The sequence below is a fragment of the Nonomuraea candida genome (assembly GCF_000725485.1).
Taxonomy (GTDB): Bacteria; Actinomycetota; Actinomycetes; order Streptosporangiales; family Streptosporangiaceae; genus Nonomuraea; species Nonomuraea candida.
On sequence record NZ_KL647031.1, the window covers coordinates 485,653 to 500,848 of the forward strand.

The 15,196-nt window shown below is 72.4% G+C and carries 14 protein-coding genes; 7 read left to right on the plus strand and 7 right to left on the minus strand.

The genetic code is table 11. From position 1 onward, the window contains the following. Window positions 1-35 precede the first annotated feature (35 nt). From IO39_RS46155 to IO39_RS46165, 3 genes are read left to right on the plus strand one after another with little or no spacing between them, the layout of a single operon-like run. Window positions 36-1,163: an L-talarate/galactarate dehydratase gene (locus IO39_RS46155; RefSeq protein WP_043639061.1), complete on the plus strand. Its 1,128-nt coding sequence runs from the start codon at window positions 36-38 to the stop codon at window positions 1,161-1,163. A gap of 4 nt (window positions 1,164-1,167) precedes the next feature. Next, entirely contained in the window at window positions 1,168-2,298 is a 1,131-nt protein-coding gene (locus IO39_RS46160; RefSeq protein ID WP_052424226.1) for an L-talarate/galactarate dehydratase, read from the plus strand. Window positions 2,299-2,308: 10 nt separating this feature from the next. After that, complete coding sequence (locus IO39_RS46165) at window positions 2,309-3,025, plus strand: FadR/GntR family transcriptional regulator (RefSeq protein WP_043639843.1); 717 nt, start codon at window positions 2,309-2,311, stop codon at window positions 3,023-3,025. An 11-nt stretch (window positions 3,026-3,036) separates the two neighbouring features. Here IO39_RS46165 and IO39_RS46170 read toward each other — a convergent pair whose 3' ends face one another. The 6 genes from IO39_RS46170 to IO39_RS46195 all read right to left on the minus strand — a co-directional run bounded on the left by IO39_RS46170 (window position 3,037) and on the right by IO39_RS46195 (window position 9,880). Continuing rightward, window positions 3,037-4,881, minus strand: coding sequence for a serine hydrolase domain-containing protein (locus IO39_RS46170; RefSeq protein ID WP_043639064.1), 1,845 nt, complete (start codon window positions 4,879-4,881; stop codon window positions 3,037-3,039). Window positions 4,882-5,048: 167 nt separating this feature from the next. Further along, a complete protein-coding gene (locus IO39_RS46175) occupies window positions 5,049-6,317 on the minus strand; it encodes a glucarate dehydratase family protein (protein ID WP_043639066.1) in 1,269 nt (422 codons plus the stop codon). Continuing rightward, on the minus strand, window positions 6,314-6,709 hold the full coding sequence (locus IO39_RS46180) for a universal stress protein (RefSeq protein ID WP_043639068.1): 396 nt from the start codon (window positions 6,707-6,709) through the stop codon (window positions 6,314-6,316). The genes IO39_RS46175 and IO39_RS46180 overlap by 4 nt, the downstream gene beginning before the upstream one ends. Continuing rightward, window positions 6,706-8,217: a tripartite tricarboxylate transporter permease gene (locus IO39_RS46185; protein ID WP_043639070.1), complete on the minus strand. Its 1,512-nt coding sequence runs from the start codon at window positions 8,215-8,217 to the stop codon at window positions 6,706-6,708. The genes IO39_RS46180 and IO39_RS46185 overlap by 4 nt, the downstream gene beginning before the upstream one ends. A 9-nt stretch (window positions 8,218-8,226) precedes the next feature. After that, window positions 8,227-8,805 carry a tripartite tricarboxylate transporter TctB family protein gene (locus tag IO39_RS46190; RefSeq protein ID WP_211267410.1) on the minus strand — a complete coding sequence of 193 codons (579 nt, stop codon included), beginning with the start codon at window positions 8,803-8,805 and terminating at the stop codon, window positions 8,227-8,229. Window positions 8,806-8,872: 67 nt separating this feature from the next. Beyond that, window positions 8,873-9,880 (minus strand): tripartite tricarboxylate transporter substrate binding protein, encoded by a 1,008-nt coding sequence (locus IO39_RS46195; protein ID WP_052424227.1) that lies wholly within the window; start codon window positions 9,878-9,880, stop codon window positions 8,873-8,875. Between the two features lie 170 nt (window positions 9,881-10,050). Here IO39_RS46195 and IO39_RS46200 point away from each other — a divergent pair, with 170 nt between their 5' ends. The 3 genes from IO39_RS46200 to IO39_RS46210 all read left to right on the plus strand — a co-directional run bounded on the left by IO39_RS46200 (window position 10,051) and on the right by IO39_RS46210 (window position 13,357). After that, the gene (locus IO39_RS46200) at window positions 10,051-10,974 is read left to right on the plus strand and encodes a LysR substrate-binding domain-containing protein (protein ID WP_043639850.1); all 924 of its coding nucleotides are present in this window, start codon (window positions 10,051-10,053) and stop codon (window positions 10,972-10,974) included. A gap of 133 nt (window positions 10,975-11,107) precedes the next feature. Further along, window positions 11,108-12,022 carry a 5-dehydro-4-deoxyglucarate dehydratase gene (kdgD, locus tag IO39_RS46205; RefSeq protein WP_043639072.1) on the plus strand — a complete coding sequence of 305 codons (915 nt, stop codon included), beginning with the start codon at window positions 11,108-11,110 and terminating at the stop codon, window positions 12,020-12,022. Between the two features lie 33 nt (window positions 12,023-12,055). Beyond that, window positions 12,056-13,357, plus strand: a complete 1,302-nt coding sequence (locus IO39_RS46210) for an enolase C-terminal domain-like protein (RefSeq protein ID WP_245642642.1) — start codon at window positions 12,056-12,058, stop codon at window positions 13,355-13,357. 10 nt (window positions 13,358-13,367) lie between these two features. On the opposite strand, the gene IO39_RS46215 is transcribed toward IO39_RS46210, so the two are convergent. Continuing rightward, entirely contained in the window at window positions 13,368-14,219 is an 852-nt protein-coding gene (locus IO39_RS46215) for a DUF72 domain-containing protein (protein ID WP_043639852.1), read from the minus strand. Window positions 14,220-14,310: 91 nt separating this feature from the next. On the opposite strand from IO39_RS46215, the gene IO39_RS46220 reads away from it, so the two are divergent. Beyond that, the gene (locus IO39_RS46220; protein ID WP_043639077.1) at window positions 14,311-15,168 is read left to right on the plus strand and encodes an NAD(+)/NADH kinase; all 858 of its coding nucleotides are present in this window, start codon (window positions 14,311-14,313) and stop codon (window positions 15,166-15,168) included. The last annotated feature ends 28 nt before the right edge of the window (window positions 15,169-15,196 follow it).

The window sequence follows — 15,196 nt, forward strand, 5'->3', positions numbered from 1 at the left end:
GTTCCCTGTCGCCGACCCCTTGAGGACCCCTCCCCATGGCATCCGACCGCATCCGTCACGTCTCGCTCTCCTCCGTCACGCTCCCGCTCGACGTGCCCGTCAGCGACGCCAAGGTGCTGACCGGGCGGCAGAAGCCGATGACCGAGATCGCCTTCCTCTTCGCCGAGATCACCACCGAGGACGGCCACGGCGGCACCGGGTTCAGCTACAGCAAGCGGGCCGGCGGCCCCGCCCAGTACGCGCACGCCAAGGAGGTCGGCGAGAACCTCATCGGCCAGGACCCCTCCGACATCGGCAAGGTCTACGACGCGCTGCTGTGGGCCGGGGCCTCCGTCGGCCGTTCCGGCGTGGCCACGCAGGCGCTGGCCGCCATCGACATCGCCCTGTGGGACCTGAAGGCGAAGCGGGCGGGGCTGCCGCTGGCCAAGCTGCTCGGCGCCTACCGCGACTCGGTCAGGACGTACAACACCTCAGGCGGGTTCCTGCACGCGCCGATCGAGGAGGTCAAGGCGCGGGCCTCGCAGTCGCTGGCGGACGGCATCGGCGGCATCAAGATCAAGGTGGGCCAGCCGGACATGAAGGAGGACCTGCGGCGGCTGGCGGCCGTGCGCGAGCATCTCGGGGACGGCGTGCCGCTGATGGTGGACGCCAACCAGCAGTGGGACCGCCCGAGCGCGCTGCGGTTCGGCCGGGCGGTGGAGGAGCTCGGGCTGGTGTGGATCGAGGAGCCGCTGGACGCCTACGACGCCGAAGGCCACGCGCAGCTCGCCGCCGCGCTCGACACCCCGATCGCCACCGGCGAGATGCTCTCCAGCGTCGCCGAGCACGTCCGCCTCATCGAGGCCCGCGCCGCCGACATCATCCAGCCGGACGCCCCCCGCGTCGGCGGCATCACCCCCTTCCTGCGCCTGGCCACCCTCGCCGACCACGCGGGCCTGCAGCTCGCGCCGCACTTCGCCATGGAGATCCACCTCCACCTGGCCGCCGCCTACCCGCGCGAGCCGTGGGTCGAGCACTTCGAGTGGCTCAACCCGCTGTTCGAGGAGCGGCTGGAGACCCGCGACGGGCGCATGATCGTGCCGGACCGCCCGGGGCTCGGGTTCACGCTCAGCGAGCAGTGCCGCGCGTGGGTCGTGGACAGCGTCGCGTTCGGGAAGGCCTGAGCGCGTGGGCGACCGCATCGAGTCCGTCCGGTTCGCACGCCACGCCGTGCCGCTCGCCCGCCCGGTGAGCGACGCCAAGGTGGCCACCGGGCGGCAGCGGCCCCTGTCGCAGCTCGACGTCCTGACCTGCGAGATCGGCAGCGCCGACGGGCTGAGCGGGCTGGGCTTCTCCTACACCACCCGGGCCGGCACGCCGGCGCAGTTCGCGCACGTCAAGGAGGTCGGCGAGCACCTGCTCGGCCAGGACCCCTCCGACATCGGCAAGGTCTACGACTCGCTGCTGTGGGCCGGGGCGTCGGTGGGCCGGTCGGGCGTGGCGACGCAGGCGCTGGCGGCGATCGACGTGGCGCTGTGGGACCTGAAGGCGAAGCGGGCGGGGCTGCCGCTGGCCAAGCTGCTGGGCGCCCACCGCGACTCGGTCAGGGTCTACAACACCTCGGGCGGCTACCTCCAGGCGCCGGTCGAGGAGGTCAAGGCGCGGGCCTCGCAGTCGCTGGCGGAGGGCATCGGCGGCATCAAGATCAAGGTGGGCCAGCCGGACATGCGGGAGGACCTGCGGCGGCTGGCGGCCGTGCGGGAGCACCTCGGGGACGGCGTGCCGCTGATGGTGGACGCCAACCAGCAGTGGGACCGCCCGAGCGCGTTGCGGTTCGGCCGGGCGGTGGAGGAGCTCGGGCTGGTGTGGATCGAGGAGCCGCTGGACGCCTACGACGCCGAGGGGCACGCCCAGCTCGCCGCCGCGCTCGACACCCCGATCGCCACCGGCGAGATGCTCTCCAGCGCGGCCGACCTCGTCCGCCTCGTCGACCTGCGCGCCGCCGACTTCCTGCAGCCCGACGTGCCCCGCGTCGGCGGCATCACCCCTTACCTCAAGGTCGCGGCCCTGGCCGACCACGCGCACCTCCAGGTCGCGCCGCACTTCGTGATGGAGATCCACGTGCACCTGGCCGCCGCCTACCCGCGCGAGTCCTGGGTCGAGCACATCGAATGGCTCTCCCCGCTGTTCGAGGAGCGGCTGGAGACCCGCGACGGGCGCATGACCGTGCCGGACCGGCCGGGGCTCGGCCTCAGCCTCGCCGGGCGGGCCGGGCAGTGGCGGCTCGACGACGTCGAGTTCCGCGCCGGCGGCCGGTAGATTGTCCCCCGTGCCGGCAGATCACAGGCTCGACCGCGACACCGGGCGCGGGCTCGCGCACGAGCTCGTCGAGCGGCTCAAGGCCCGCATTCTCGCCGGCGAGATCGAGCCGGGCCAGAAGCTCCCCACCGAGTCCTCGCTCATCCAGGAGTTCGGCGTCAGCCGCACGGTGGTCCGCGAGGCCATCTCGCGGCTGCAGGCCGCCGGGCTGGTCGAGACCTTCCAGGGGCGCGGCTCGTTCGTGCTGGCCCTGCCCGCCTCCACGGCCTTCTCCGTGGAGGCCTCGCAGGTTCGCACCCACCGCGACGTCCTCGACATGATCGACTTCCGCATCGGCGTCGAGTCGGAGGCGGCGGGGCTGGCCGCGGAGCGCCGGACCGACCTGCAGCTCAAGGCCATCGAGCGGGCGCTGATCGACCTGGGGCGCTCCGACGAGCAGCCGGGCAACGCCGTCGAGGCCGACTTCGAGTTCCACCTGAAGATCGCGCTGGCCGCCAACAACCGCTTCTACTCCGACCTGCTCACCTCGCTCGGCCCGATGATGATCATGCTGCCGCGCACCCGGCTGGAGCACGTCTACACCGTCTCCGACGCCGGGCACTTCACCCGGGTGACGCTGGAGCACGAGAACATCTACCGCGCCATCGCGGGCCAGGACTCCGCGGCGGCGCGGGCGGCGATGCGGCTGCACCTGTCCAACTCCCGCGCCCGCCTCCAGCCGCCCTAGCCTCCCGGCGGTCAGGCCCAGCCGTAGACCGACCTGATCGCCGCGGCGATCTCGTTCACCAGGCCCACGTCGTTGCCGTTGGCCAGGATCGCGTAGCCCGCACCCAGCTCCGGATAGCCCTTGAAGACCGACTTGAAGCCGTGGTTGGAGCCGTCGTGGGTGTAGGAGAAGTTCCGGGTGCCGTAGCCGGCGGTGAACACGCCCAGGCCCATGCCGCTCTGCGGGCCGGGGCCGAGCAGGCGCCGCACGGACGCCCGGGTGAGCGGGCCCGCCACGTCGCCGGCGGCCGTCCACGCCTTGTTCAGGTAGCACACGAGCCGGCACAGGTCCTGCACGGTCGTGTAGAGGCCGGCGGCGGCCGACTCGGGGTAGCGGTTGCGCCTGCCGGGGATCACCGCGCCCGTGGCGGTGTGTCCCGCGGCCCGCTCGAAGGCGGGCTCCAGCGCGTACGAGCTGGTCTTCATGCCGAGCGGGCCGAACACCTCCCGCTCCATGTACTGCGCCAGCGACAGGCCGCTCTGCTCCTCGACCATCCGCTGCAGCAGCACGAACCCGGCCCCGGAGTAGTGATACTCGGCCCCGGGCACGGTGGACAGCTCGATCGCGGGGGTGTTGCCCTCGCCGTTCATGACCTGCAGCAGCGACGGCACGGTGACGCCCGGGCCGTACCCGGGGAAGCCGCCGCCCCCGGCGGAGAAGCCGGAGCAGGCGTCGAGCGGGTGGGTGGAGCCGCGCCCGATGACGCCGGCCCGGTGGGTGAGCAGCCGCTCGATCGTCGGCGCCGCCGAGGCGGGGACGCAGTCGCGGCGCGGCAGCGTCCAGCCCAGGTACGGGCGGACGTCGTCGGTCACCGGCTTGCCGAGCGTCTGCAGCAGGCGCAGCACGCCGACCGAGGCGACGGCCTTGCTGATCGAGGCCGCCTGGAAGGCCGTCTCGGGATGCACGGCCGCGCCGCCGCCCGCCTCCAGCAGGCCGTAGCCGGTGGACCAGGCGATGCGGTTGCCGGTCACCACCGCGACCGCCACGCCGGGCGTGCGGTAGGCGCGCATCCGCTGCCAGACGTCCGCGCCGCCGACCGCGTACTCCACCTTGCGCACCGGGTCGGCGGGCAGGGCGGGCAGCGCGCCGCGCGAGCACAGCGACCAGCCGTCGTTCACCGGCGAGAACGCCACGTTGTGCACCTCCGAGCCGGCGGCCACCATGTCGCTCAGCTCTGTGTAGCACTCGTCGTCGATGCCGCGCGCGTGGAACTCGTCCTGCGCGACGACCACCCACCCCCCGGTGTACGGGAACGCCACCCGCGTGACCCGCCGGCCGCCCTGCGTCAGGTTGCGCATCATCTGGTAGCACTCGTCGTCGATGCCCCGGGCGAAGGTGGCCTTGCCCGCCACCAGCACCCACCGGTTGCCGCCCGCCGGCGGGAAGGCGACGTGCTCCACCTGCTGCCCGGCGCCGTAGTAGGCGCTGATGCGCTGGTGGCACTCCGCCGGCAGTCCGCGCGCCGACACGCCCCGGTCCGTGGTGATCACCCAGCGGTCGCCGCCCTCGGGCGGGAAGGCCACGCAGTGGATCCGCCGGCCGGCCGCGACCAGCTTCTTCAGCTCGGCGAAGCACGCGTCGGGGATGCCGCGGGCGAAGTAGCGGCCGTCCGCGGTGACCATGACCCAGCCGTTGGACGGGGTGAAGGCGAAGGTGGTGATGCGGTAGGGCGCCAGCTCCTTCATCTTCTGGTGCGCCTCGTCGGGGACGCGCCGGTTGAAGAACGGGTATCCCGCCGCCAGCGCCGGCTCCGCGAGCCCCGTCGCCGCCGCCGCGCCCGCGGCCCCGGCCAGCGTGAGGAAACGTCTCCTGTCCATCTGGGTCACTCCTCAGGGTCAACATCGATCCCGGGAATCCTGACAGAAGAGATCACCCCCGGACGAATCAGCCCTCACGGCTCGATCCCGTCGGGGCGCGGTGGGGGGCGGCGGGGCGGGGGGAGGCCACGGCCGGCGCTCGGCAGGAGGGGCCGGCCGTGGCCGGGCTACCAGCGGGCCGTGTTCGGGGTGAAGTCCGGGACGATCGAGCGCATGTACGCCGTGTCCTCGCGGCCCCGCTGCCCGCAGCGCACGTACTGCTCGTGCAGCGTGGCCAGCGCGTCCTCGTCCAGCTCGACGCCCAGGCCGGGGCCGGTGGGCACGGTGACGGCGCCGCCGGAGAACTCCAGGACGCCCGGCTTGACGACCTCCTCCGTCTTCCACGGGTAGTGGGTGTCGCAGGCGTAGGTGAGGTTCGGGGTGGCGGCGGCCAGGTGGGTCATGGCGGCCAGGCTGACCCCGAGGTGCGAGTTGGAGTGCATCGACAGGCCCATGCCGAACGTCTCGCAGATGCCCCCCAGCAGCGCCGAGCGGCGCAGGCCGCCCCACAGGTGGTGGTCGGACAGGACGACCTGCACGGCGTCCGCGGCGACCGCCGGCTTGAGGTGCTCGAAGGCGATCACGCACATGTTCGTGGCCAGCGGCAGGCTCGTGTGCCTGGTGACCTCGGCCATGCCCGCGATGCCGGGCGTCGGGTCCTCCAGGTACTCCAGCACGCCCGAGAGCCGCTCGGCGGCCCCGATCGAGGTCCGCACGGTCCAGGCGCCGTTGGGGTCGATGCGCAGGGCGTGGCCGGGGAAGGCGGCGGCCAGCGCCTCGACGGTCTCCATCTCGTGGCGGGGCTCGTGGACGCCGCCCTTGAGCTTGATGGCGGTGAAGCCGTACTCGTCGATCATCCGGCGCGCCTGGGCGACCATCTGCTCGGGCGTGCGGCCCTCACCCCAGGTGTCCTCGTCGTGGCCGGGGTGGCCCGCCCACTTGTAGAACAGGTAGCCGGAGTACGGCACCCGCTCGCGTACGGCGCCGCCCAGCAGGTCGCTCACCGGCCGGCCGAGCGCCTTGCCCTGGAGGTCGAGCAGCGCCACCTCGAACGGCGACACCACGGTGTCCACGGCGCTGGAGACCTCCAGCATGCCGCCGAAGCTCGCGCCCGCGCCGCCCGTGGCGGCGCCCAGCGTGTCGGTGACGATCCGGCGCAGGGCGTTGAGGTCGAAGACGTCCGCGCCGGGCAGGGCGGCGGCCACCGCCTCCAGCCGGCCCAGGTGGGCCTGGTCGGCGTAGGTCTCACCCAGCCCGACCAGGCCCTCGTCGGTGCGCACCTGGACGATGGCGCGCAGCACGTACGGCTGGTGCACGCCGACGACGTTGAGCAGGGGCGGGTCGCGGAAGGCGACGGGGGTGACGGTGACCCCGCTGACCCGCCCGGCGCCCGTCACTGGGCCGCCTTCACGGTCAGCACCGGCACGGACGACTCCATGAGGATGCGCTGCGCCTCGCTGCCCATGATGAACTTGCCCACCAGCGAGCGGTGCCGCAGCCCGATCACGATGAGCGTCGCGCCGGTCTCCCGGACGAGCTGCTCGAAGGTCTCGGGCAGGTCGTCGTCGTGCAGCGGCTGGCGCAGCTCGGCGTCCACGCCCGCCTCCCGCGCCCGCCGCAGCAGCTCCGCCCCGGCGGCGTCGTCGATCATGTGCTCGTCGACGGGGGCGCCGCGGCGCGGGGAGTTGACGATGATCACGCGCTCGCCGCGCAGCGCGCCCTCGCGCAGGCCCGCGTCGACCGCGGCCGCGCCCTCCGGCGTGGGCAGGTAACCGACGAGGATGGTCATGACGAAATCTTCTCCTCAACACGAGCGGGCGTCTTACGGCGCACGAACCTGCCGATCAGCGGCCAGAGTGCGACGAGCAGGACTAGGGCGAAGATCGTCCCGGAGATGGGGCGGGTGAGGAAGCCGGCCGGGTCGCCGCCGAAGATGAGCAGCGACTGCCGCGCCGAGCTCTCGATCATGGAGCCGAGCACGAACGCCAGCACCAGCGGCCCCGGCTCGAAGCCGAACTTCTTCATCAGGTAGCCCAGCACGCCGAACACGATCACCAGGAAGATGTCGTAGACCTGGTTGCGCACCGTGTACGCGCCCAGCAGGGTGATGAGCACCGTGATCGGGGCCATGATGGCCGGCCGCACCCGCAGGATCCGCACGAACACGCCCACCATCGGGATGCTCATGATCAGCAGCAGGATGTTGCCGATGTACATCGAGTTGACCACGCCCCAGAACACGTCCGGGTGCTCGGTGACGAGCTGCGGCCCCGGCTGGATGCCCTGGATGAGCAGCGCGCCGAAGATCAGCGCCATGGTGGCGTTGGCCGGGATGCCCAGGGTCAGCAGCGGGATGAACGACGAGGTCGCGGCGGCGTTGTTGGCGGTCTCCGGCGCGGCCACGCCCTCGACCGCGCCGCGGCCGAACCGCTCGGGCTGCTTGGCGCGCCGCTTCTCCAGCGCGTACGCCGCCAGCGACGACAACACCGCGCCGCCGCCGGGCAGCACGCCCAGCACGAACCCGATCAGCGAGCCGCGCCCGATCGCGCCCTTGGCCTGGCCCAGGTCCTTGCGCGAGGGCCACACGTTGCCGACCTTGGCCGGCGAGTGCACCTGGTTGTGCCGCTCCTCCAGGTTGTAGAGGATCTCGCTGAGGCCGAACAGGCCCATGGCGATCGGGATGAAGTCGATGCCCTCGGCCAGGTTCAGGCTGCCGAAGGTGAAGCGCTCGGCGCCGGTGAAGGTGTCGCGGCCGACGGTCGCGATCAGCAGGCCGACGCAGGCGGCGATGATGGCCTTGAGCTTGTTGCCGTTGCCGATCGAGGAGATCAGCAGCACGCCGAGGATGCCCAGGGCGGCGTATTCGGGCGGGCCGAAGTCGACCGCGAACCCGGCCACGACCGGGGCCACGAGCGTCAGGCCGAGGATCGAGACCGTGCCGCCGATGAAGGAGCCGATGGCCGCGATGCCCAGCGCGGTGCCCGCCTTGCCCTGCTTGGCCAGCGCGAAGCCGTCGAAGACGGTCACCACGGAGGACGCCTCGCCGGGCAGGCGGAGCAGGACGGAGGTGATCGTGCCGCCGTACTGGGCGCCGTAGAAGATGCCGGCCAGCATGATGATCGCCGACACGGGCCCGATGCCGTACGTGATCGGCAGCAGGATGGCGATCGTCGCGCCGGGGCCGAGGCCGGGCAGCACGCCGATGAGCATGCCGATGATGACGCCGACGAAGCAGTAGAGCAGGTTGGCCGGCTCCAGGACGACGCCGAAGCCTTCGAGGATCGGGGAGATGTCCATGTGACTTTCTCAGATGAGGCGGGGGAGCGGGATCTGCAGCAGCAGCACGAAGAGCACGTAGAACGCGGCCACGGCGCCGATGCTGATCACGATGGAGGAGCGCCACGACTCCTTGCCCAGCCAGCGCAGCCAGACGAACATCAACAGCAGCGAGGGGATCTCGAAGCCGATCACGGGCAGCAGCGCGGCGAGCGCGACGAGCGTCACCAGGCCGGCCGCGGTGAGCAGGCTGGAGCGCGAGAACCGCTCGGTGTCCTGGAGGCGGCGGCCGGTGACGACGAGCACCGCCGACAGCACGATGATGACGACGCTGATGGCGAAGGGCCACAGGCCGGGGCCGGGCTGGGTGAGCCGGCCGAGCCCGAGCGCGTACGAGCCGACCGCACCCGCGACGCCGACGGCGAGCGCGACCACGGCGGCCGAGAGCTGCGAGAGCGGGCCCGCGTGCGGGGGCCTGGCCTCCTCCAGCTCGGCCTGCAGCCGGTCGGCCTCGGCCTGCAGCAGATCCGCGTCGGCACGCCGCGGATCGTCGTCCGGCGGGCCGGCCGGTTCCGCGCCCGGCGGCCGGGTGGGGTCGGACATGGACATGCACACTCCTTCGAGGCGGGCGAGGGGGCAGGGCGCGGCCGGGCTGCCCCGGCCGCCCGCCGGGGGCTCAGCCGGTGAGGCTGATGCCGAACTTGTCCAGCTGCGACTTGAACGTGGTGGCGTCGTTCTGCAGGGAGGTGAGGACCTCCTGCGGGGCGACCTCCATCGGGGTCAGCGAGTTCTCCTCGTTGAACTTCTTGTACTCCGGCGTCGCGAACGTCTTCTTGGCCGCCTCCAGCAGCTTGGCCTTGACGTTCTCCGGGGTGCCCTTGGGCGCGGTCAGGAAGCGGTACTGCGTCACCTGGACGTCGAAGCCCTGCTCGATGGCGGTCTTCACCTCGGGCAGGTAGGGGATGCGCTCCTTGGAGAAGACGGCCAGCGGGACGAGCTTGCCCGCCTTGATGTTCTCGATGGCCTCGCCGATCTGCATGGTGGAGACGTCCACCTGGTTGCCGAGCAGGGCGGTCAGGTTGGGGGCGCCGCCGTCGAACGGCACGGCGGTGGACTTGATGTCGGCCGCCCCGAAGGTCAGCGCGGAGGCGAGCTGGGCGCCGGTGCCGACGCCGGTGGTGCCGTACCTGATCGTCTTGCCGGCCTTCTTGAGGTCCTCGATCGATGTGAAGCCGGACTTGGGGTTGGTCGCCATGACGTAGTCGTCACGGGAGACGCCGGTGATGACGTCGAACGAGTCGATCTTCGTGGCCTCGGCGGGCGAGACGGTGAGCGGCGTGATCGTGAAGAGCGAGGCGTTCTGCACCGCGATCTTGTAGCCGTCGGGCTTGGCCGACTGCAGCTCCTTGGCCGCCAGCGCGCCGTTGGCGCCGGGCTTGTTCAGCACGGGCGTGGAGACGCCGAGCTCCTTGCTGATGCCCTGGGCCAGCGCGCGGGTGATGAGGTCGGACGAGCCGCCGGCCGAGGCGCCGACGCTGAACTCGATGTTGCCCGACGGATAGTCCCCGTCCCCGCCACCTGAGGAGGTCGTCTTGACACCACCGCACGCGGTCAGCGCGATCGCGGCGGCGGCGCCGACGACACCCTGGAGGATGCGGCGGGGGGCTGTCCGAGATGTCGGCATTGACTTCTCCTTCATGCGGGCGGAGACCGCCCGTGGATCTCTGTGAAGCGGAGAGAGGGGGTTGCGTAAGGTTACGGCAAGGTTTCCGCTCTGTAGTCTCCGGAGACTATGGACCTGCCTCGATGCCTGTCCAGGCTCAATTCGGTATCAAGTGATACTCTATGTGCATCATGCTGACGCTCGATCAGATCAGGGCTTTCGTGGCCGTCGCCGAGGAGCTGCATTTCGGCCGCGCGGCCGAGCGGCTGCGCATGACCCAGCCCCCGCTCAGCCGCCACATCCAGAAGCTGGAGCGGCAGATCGGCGTGACCCTGCTGGAGCGTGACAACCGCCGGGTCATGCTCACCGACGCCGGCCGCGGCTTCCTGGAGGACGCCCGGCGCATGCTCTCGCTCGTCGACACCGCCGGAGACCGGGCGCGCAGGATCGCCAGCGGCGCGGCCGGAACCGTGCGGCTCGGCTTCACCGCCGTCTCGGCCATCAGCATGCTCGGCGCGCTGCTGCGTCGGCTGTCGGAGAAGCTGCCGGAGATCGACGTCATCCTGCACGAGCGGGTGACCGCCGGGCAGGTGGACGGCCTGCTGCGCGGCGAGCTCGACCTGGGCCTGGCCCGCCCGCCCTTCGACATCGACACGCTCGACTCCCGCGTCGTCTTCCGCGAGCCGCTGTGCGCCGTGGTGCCCATCGGGCACCGGCTGGCCGCGCTGGGCCGGCCGCTCGCGCCCGACGACTTCGACGGCCTGCCCGTGGTCAGCTACAACCCGGTGCAGTCGCGCTACTTCCACGAGCTGACCGTGCGCTTCCTCACCAACGCCCACCCCCGCATCGAGCAGCAGGTGCACCAGATCCTCACCGCCGTGCTCCTCGTCGCGGCCGGCCGGGGCGTGGCGCTGGCGCCCGCCAGCGCCCGCTCGCTCGGCGTGGACGGCGTCGCCTTCTGCGATCTCGTACGCGGCGGCGGCGACCCGCTGGACGGCGACGCGGGCACGGGCGAGCCCGTCGAGCTGCACGTGATCTGGGACCGCACCTCCACCAACCCGGCGCTCGGCCGCGTGCTCGAACTGCTCCCCGATCTGGAGGCCCCGGCTCCATGATGCCCGGAAGGTATCGCCAGATTCAGAATCGCACTTGGACAGGAATCGCCCCACCTTCTTAGCCTGTCGGCGTCAGTCCTTACCGGCGGTGCGGGGAAATCCCACGACCGCAAGTGAAGCGAGGAGCGCCACCATGCCCAATTACTCCCCGCAGGAGCTCGCCACACAGCTCAAGAGCGGTCTGTTGTCGTTCCCCGTCACCCATTTCACCGAGTCCCTGGAGTTCGACGAGACCGCCTACCGGGCGCACCTGGCGTGGCTGAGCTCGTACCCGGTGGCCGGGCTGTTCGCCGCGGGAGGCACCGGGGAGGGCTTCTCGCTGACGCCCGCCGAGATCGACCGGGTGGTCCGCGCGGCGGTGGGCGAGGTCAACGGCAAGGTCCCGGTCATCGCCCCGGCCACCGGCGGCACCGCGACCGCCGTCGAGCAGGCCAGGGCCGCCGAGGCGGCGGGCGCCGACGGCCTGCTCCTGATGCCCCCCTACCTCACCGAGGCCGGCCAGGAGGGCCTGGTCGAGCACATCTCCGCGGTCTGCCGCGCCACCGGGCTGGGCGTCGTCGTCTACAGCCGCGCCAACGCGGTGCTCGACGACCGCTCCGTCGCCGCGCTGGCCGACCGGAACGAGACGTTCGTCGGCTTCAAGGACGGCGTGGGCAACATCGAGAACCTCACCCGCATCTACGCCGCCGTCGGCGACCGCCTGGCCTACATCGGCGGCCTGCCCACGGCCGAGACCTTCGCCCTGCCGCTGTTGCAGCTCGGCATGAGCACGTACTCCTCGGCGATCTTCAACTTCGTGCCGCAGTACGCGCTCGACTTCTACGCCGACGTGCGCGCCCAGGACCGCGAGGCCGTCTACCGGCGCATCCGCGAGTTCGTGCTGCCCTACCTGGACATCCGCGACCGCACCAAGGGATACGCTGTGTCGATCATCAAGGCGGGCCTGGCCGCCGTCGGCCGCCCGGCCGGCCCCGTCCGCCCGCCGCTGTCGAACCTGAAGGACGGCGAGCTCGCCGAGCTGACCGCCCTCATCAACAAGATCAGCTAGGGGCGGGATCGCGTGTCTCCCACCATCAGGAGCGTGGAGGTCGTCCCGGTCGCCGGGCACGACAGCATGCTGCTCAACCTCAGCGGCGCCCATGGGCCGTTCTTCACCCGCAACATCGTCATCGTCACCGACTCCGACGGGCGCACCGGCCTGGGCGAGGTGCCCGGCGGCGAGGCCATCAGGCGGACCATCGACGAGGCCGGCGAGCTGCTGGCCGGCGAGTCCGTGGCCCGCTACCGCACGCTGCTGCGCCTGGTGGGCGAGCGGTTCGCCGCCAGGGACGCCGGCGGGCGCGGGCTGCAGACCTTCGACCTGCGCACCACCGTGCACGCGGTCACCGGCCTGGAGTCCGCCCTGCTCGACCTGCACGGCCAGTTCCTCGGCCTGCCCGTGGCCGACCTGCTCGGCGAGGGCCGTCAGCGCGACCGGGTGCCGATGCTGGGCTACCTGTTCTACGTCGGCGACCCCGGCAGGACCGACCTGCCGTACCTGGTCGACGACGAGGGCGAGGACCGCTGGTCCCGGCTGCGCCGCCGCGAGGCGCTCACGCCCGAGGCCGTGGTCGCGCTGGCCGAGGCCGCCCAGGAGCGCTACGGCTTCAGCGACTTCAAGCTCAAGGGCGGCGTGCTGCCCGGCGAGGAGGAGGTCGAGGCGGTCAAGGCGCTGGCCCGGCGCTTCCCCGAGGCGCGCGTCACCCTCGACCCCAACGGCGGCTGGCTGCTGGCCGACGCCGTACGGCTGTGCCGGGGGCTCGGGGGCGTGCTCGCCTACGCCGAGGACCCGTGCGGCGCCGAGGGGCGCTTCTCGGGGCGGGAGACGATGGCCGAGTTCAAGCGGGCCACCGGGCTGCCGACCGCGACGAACATGATCGCCACGGACTGGCGGGAGATGGCGCACGCCATCCGCTCCGACGCCGTGGACATCCCGCTCGCCGACCCGCACTTCTGGACCATGGCCGGGTCGGTCCGCGTCGCCCAGCTCTGCCACGACTTCGGGCTGACGTGGGGGTCGCACTCCAACAACCACTTCGACATCTCGCTGGCGATGTTCACCCACGTCGGGGCGGCCGCGCCGGGCGAGATCACGGCGCTGGACACGCACTGGATCTGGCAGGACGGCCAGGCCCTGACCACCCGGCCGTTCCAGATCGTCGACGGCGCGATCGAGGTGCCGGACACGCCGGGGCTCGGCGTGGAGCTCGACCGGGCGGCGCTGGCCGAGGCCCACGAGCTCTACCTGCGCCACGGGCTGGGGGCCAGGGACGACGCGGTGGCCATGCAGTTCCTGGTGGCCGGGTGGACGTTCGACCCGAAGCGCCCCTGCCTCGTCCGCTGAGGCCCGCCGGTCAGAAGAGGGTCAGCGGCTCGTTCGGCGTCGGGTCGGGGAGCGGGGCCAGGCCGGGGACGCGTTCGCGTACCTCGTCGTGGAAGCGGCGGGCCAGGCGCAGCGCGTCGGCGTTGTCCGGCGTGTGGATGAACACCGTCGGCTCGCGGCCCTCGCGCAGCCACTCCGCGGCCCGCTCCACCCAGGGCCGCCACCCCTCGACCGTCCGCTCCTCCGCGTCGCGCCCCAGGTAGCGGACGATCGGGTGACCGGTCAGCGCCCGCGTGCGGCGCGGGACGCGCGGCTTCTTCAGCCACGCGTCCCGCTCGGCGTCGCTGGTCGGCGGCGCGGCGAACATCACCGTCGTGTCGAACGGCACCCACTCCGCCCCCACGGGCGCCAGCACCCGCTCCAGCAGCCGCTCGGCGCGCTCCTCGGTGAAGAAGTCGCGGTGGCGCACCTCCACGGCGTAGCGGTGGCCCTGCGGCAGCCCGCGCAGGAACGTCGCCAGCGTCCCCACGTCGGACGGCGCGAACGAGCCGGGCAGCTGGATCCAGAGCGCGTGCACGCGCGGCCCCAGCGGCTCCATCGCCTCCAGGAACGCCCGCAGCTCCTCCCCGGCGCCGGTCAGGCGGCGCTCGTGGGTGATGGGCTTGGGCAGCTTGACCACGAAGCGGAAGTCCGGCGAGGTCTGCGCCGCCCACGACTCGACCGTGGCGCGGGACGGGGTGGCGTAGAACGTGGTGTTGCCCTCGACCGCGTCGCACCAGGTCGCGTAGGCCCGCAGGCGGTCGCCCGGCGCGAGGTCGCCGGGGAGGAAACGTCCTTGCCACCGCGCGTGTGTCCACATCGCGCATCCCACGTGAAGCCGCATGACCACGACGCTACCGAAGATCCGCCCCGCCCACGGACCCGGCGGCGGGGGCGTCACCTCGCCACCGATCGGCACGTCATAGGGTTGCGCCATGGGCATGGTCGGGACGGTCGGGTTGGTGCTGCATCCGCGGCGCGACTCCAAGAAGGCGATAGACACCATCCTGCGGTGGGCGGCCGCCAAGGGCGCCACCGTGCTCGGCCTGCCCGACGAGGTGGGCCGCATCGACTGCACCGCCGTCGCGGTCGACGCCACCACGCTGGTGGAGCGGGCCGACCTGATGGTCGGGCTGGGCGGCGACGGCACGATGCTGCGCACCATGCGGCTGCTGGCCGGCCGGGCGACGCCCATCCTGGGGGTCAACCTCGGCAAGCTCGGGTTCCTCGCGGAGATCGACGTGGATGAGCTGCCGCGGACGCTGTCGGCGATTGACGAGCACGCGTACACGATCGAGCCGCGCATGGCGATCCGCGCCCGGGTGGCGGGGCAGGAGGTGACGGCCTTCAACGACATCGCGCTCGTGCGCTTCCCCGGCGCCGGGCTGGCCGCCGTGTCGGTCACCCCGTCGGGCAGCCCGTTCGTCCGCTACTCCGCCGACGCCGTCATCGTGGCCACCTCCACCGGGTCCACGGCCTACAGCTTCTCCGCCGGCGGGCCGATCGTCTCGCCCCGGGTGGAGGCGGTGCTGGTGGTGGCGGCGGCCGCGCACTCGTCGTTCAACCGGGCGCTGGTGCTGCCGGCCGACGAGGAGGTGGCGCTGCAGGTGCTGCCGGGCAGCGGGCGGCTGGCCGTGGAGGTGGACGGCGCCGTGGTCGGGCACCTGTGCCCCGGCGACAGCCTCACGGTCTCCGCCTGGCCCGGCGCGGCCAAGGTGGTGCGGCTGGGCACCACCTTCTACGAGCGCGCCCGCCGCAAGCTCCGCGTGGACGGCAGCGCCGAGGCCGACTGACCCGCCCCCGTCCGGCGTCGGGCCCGCG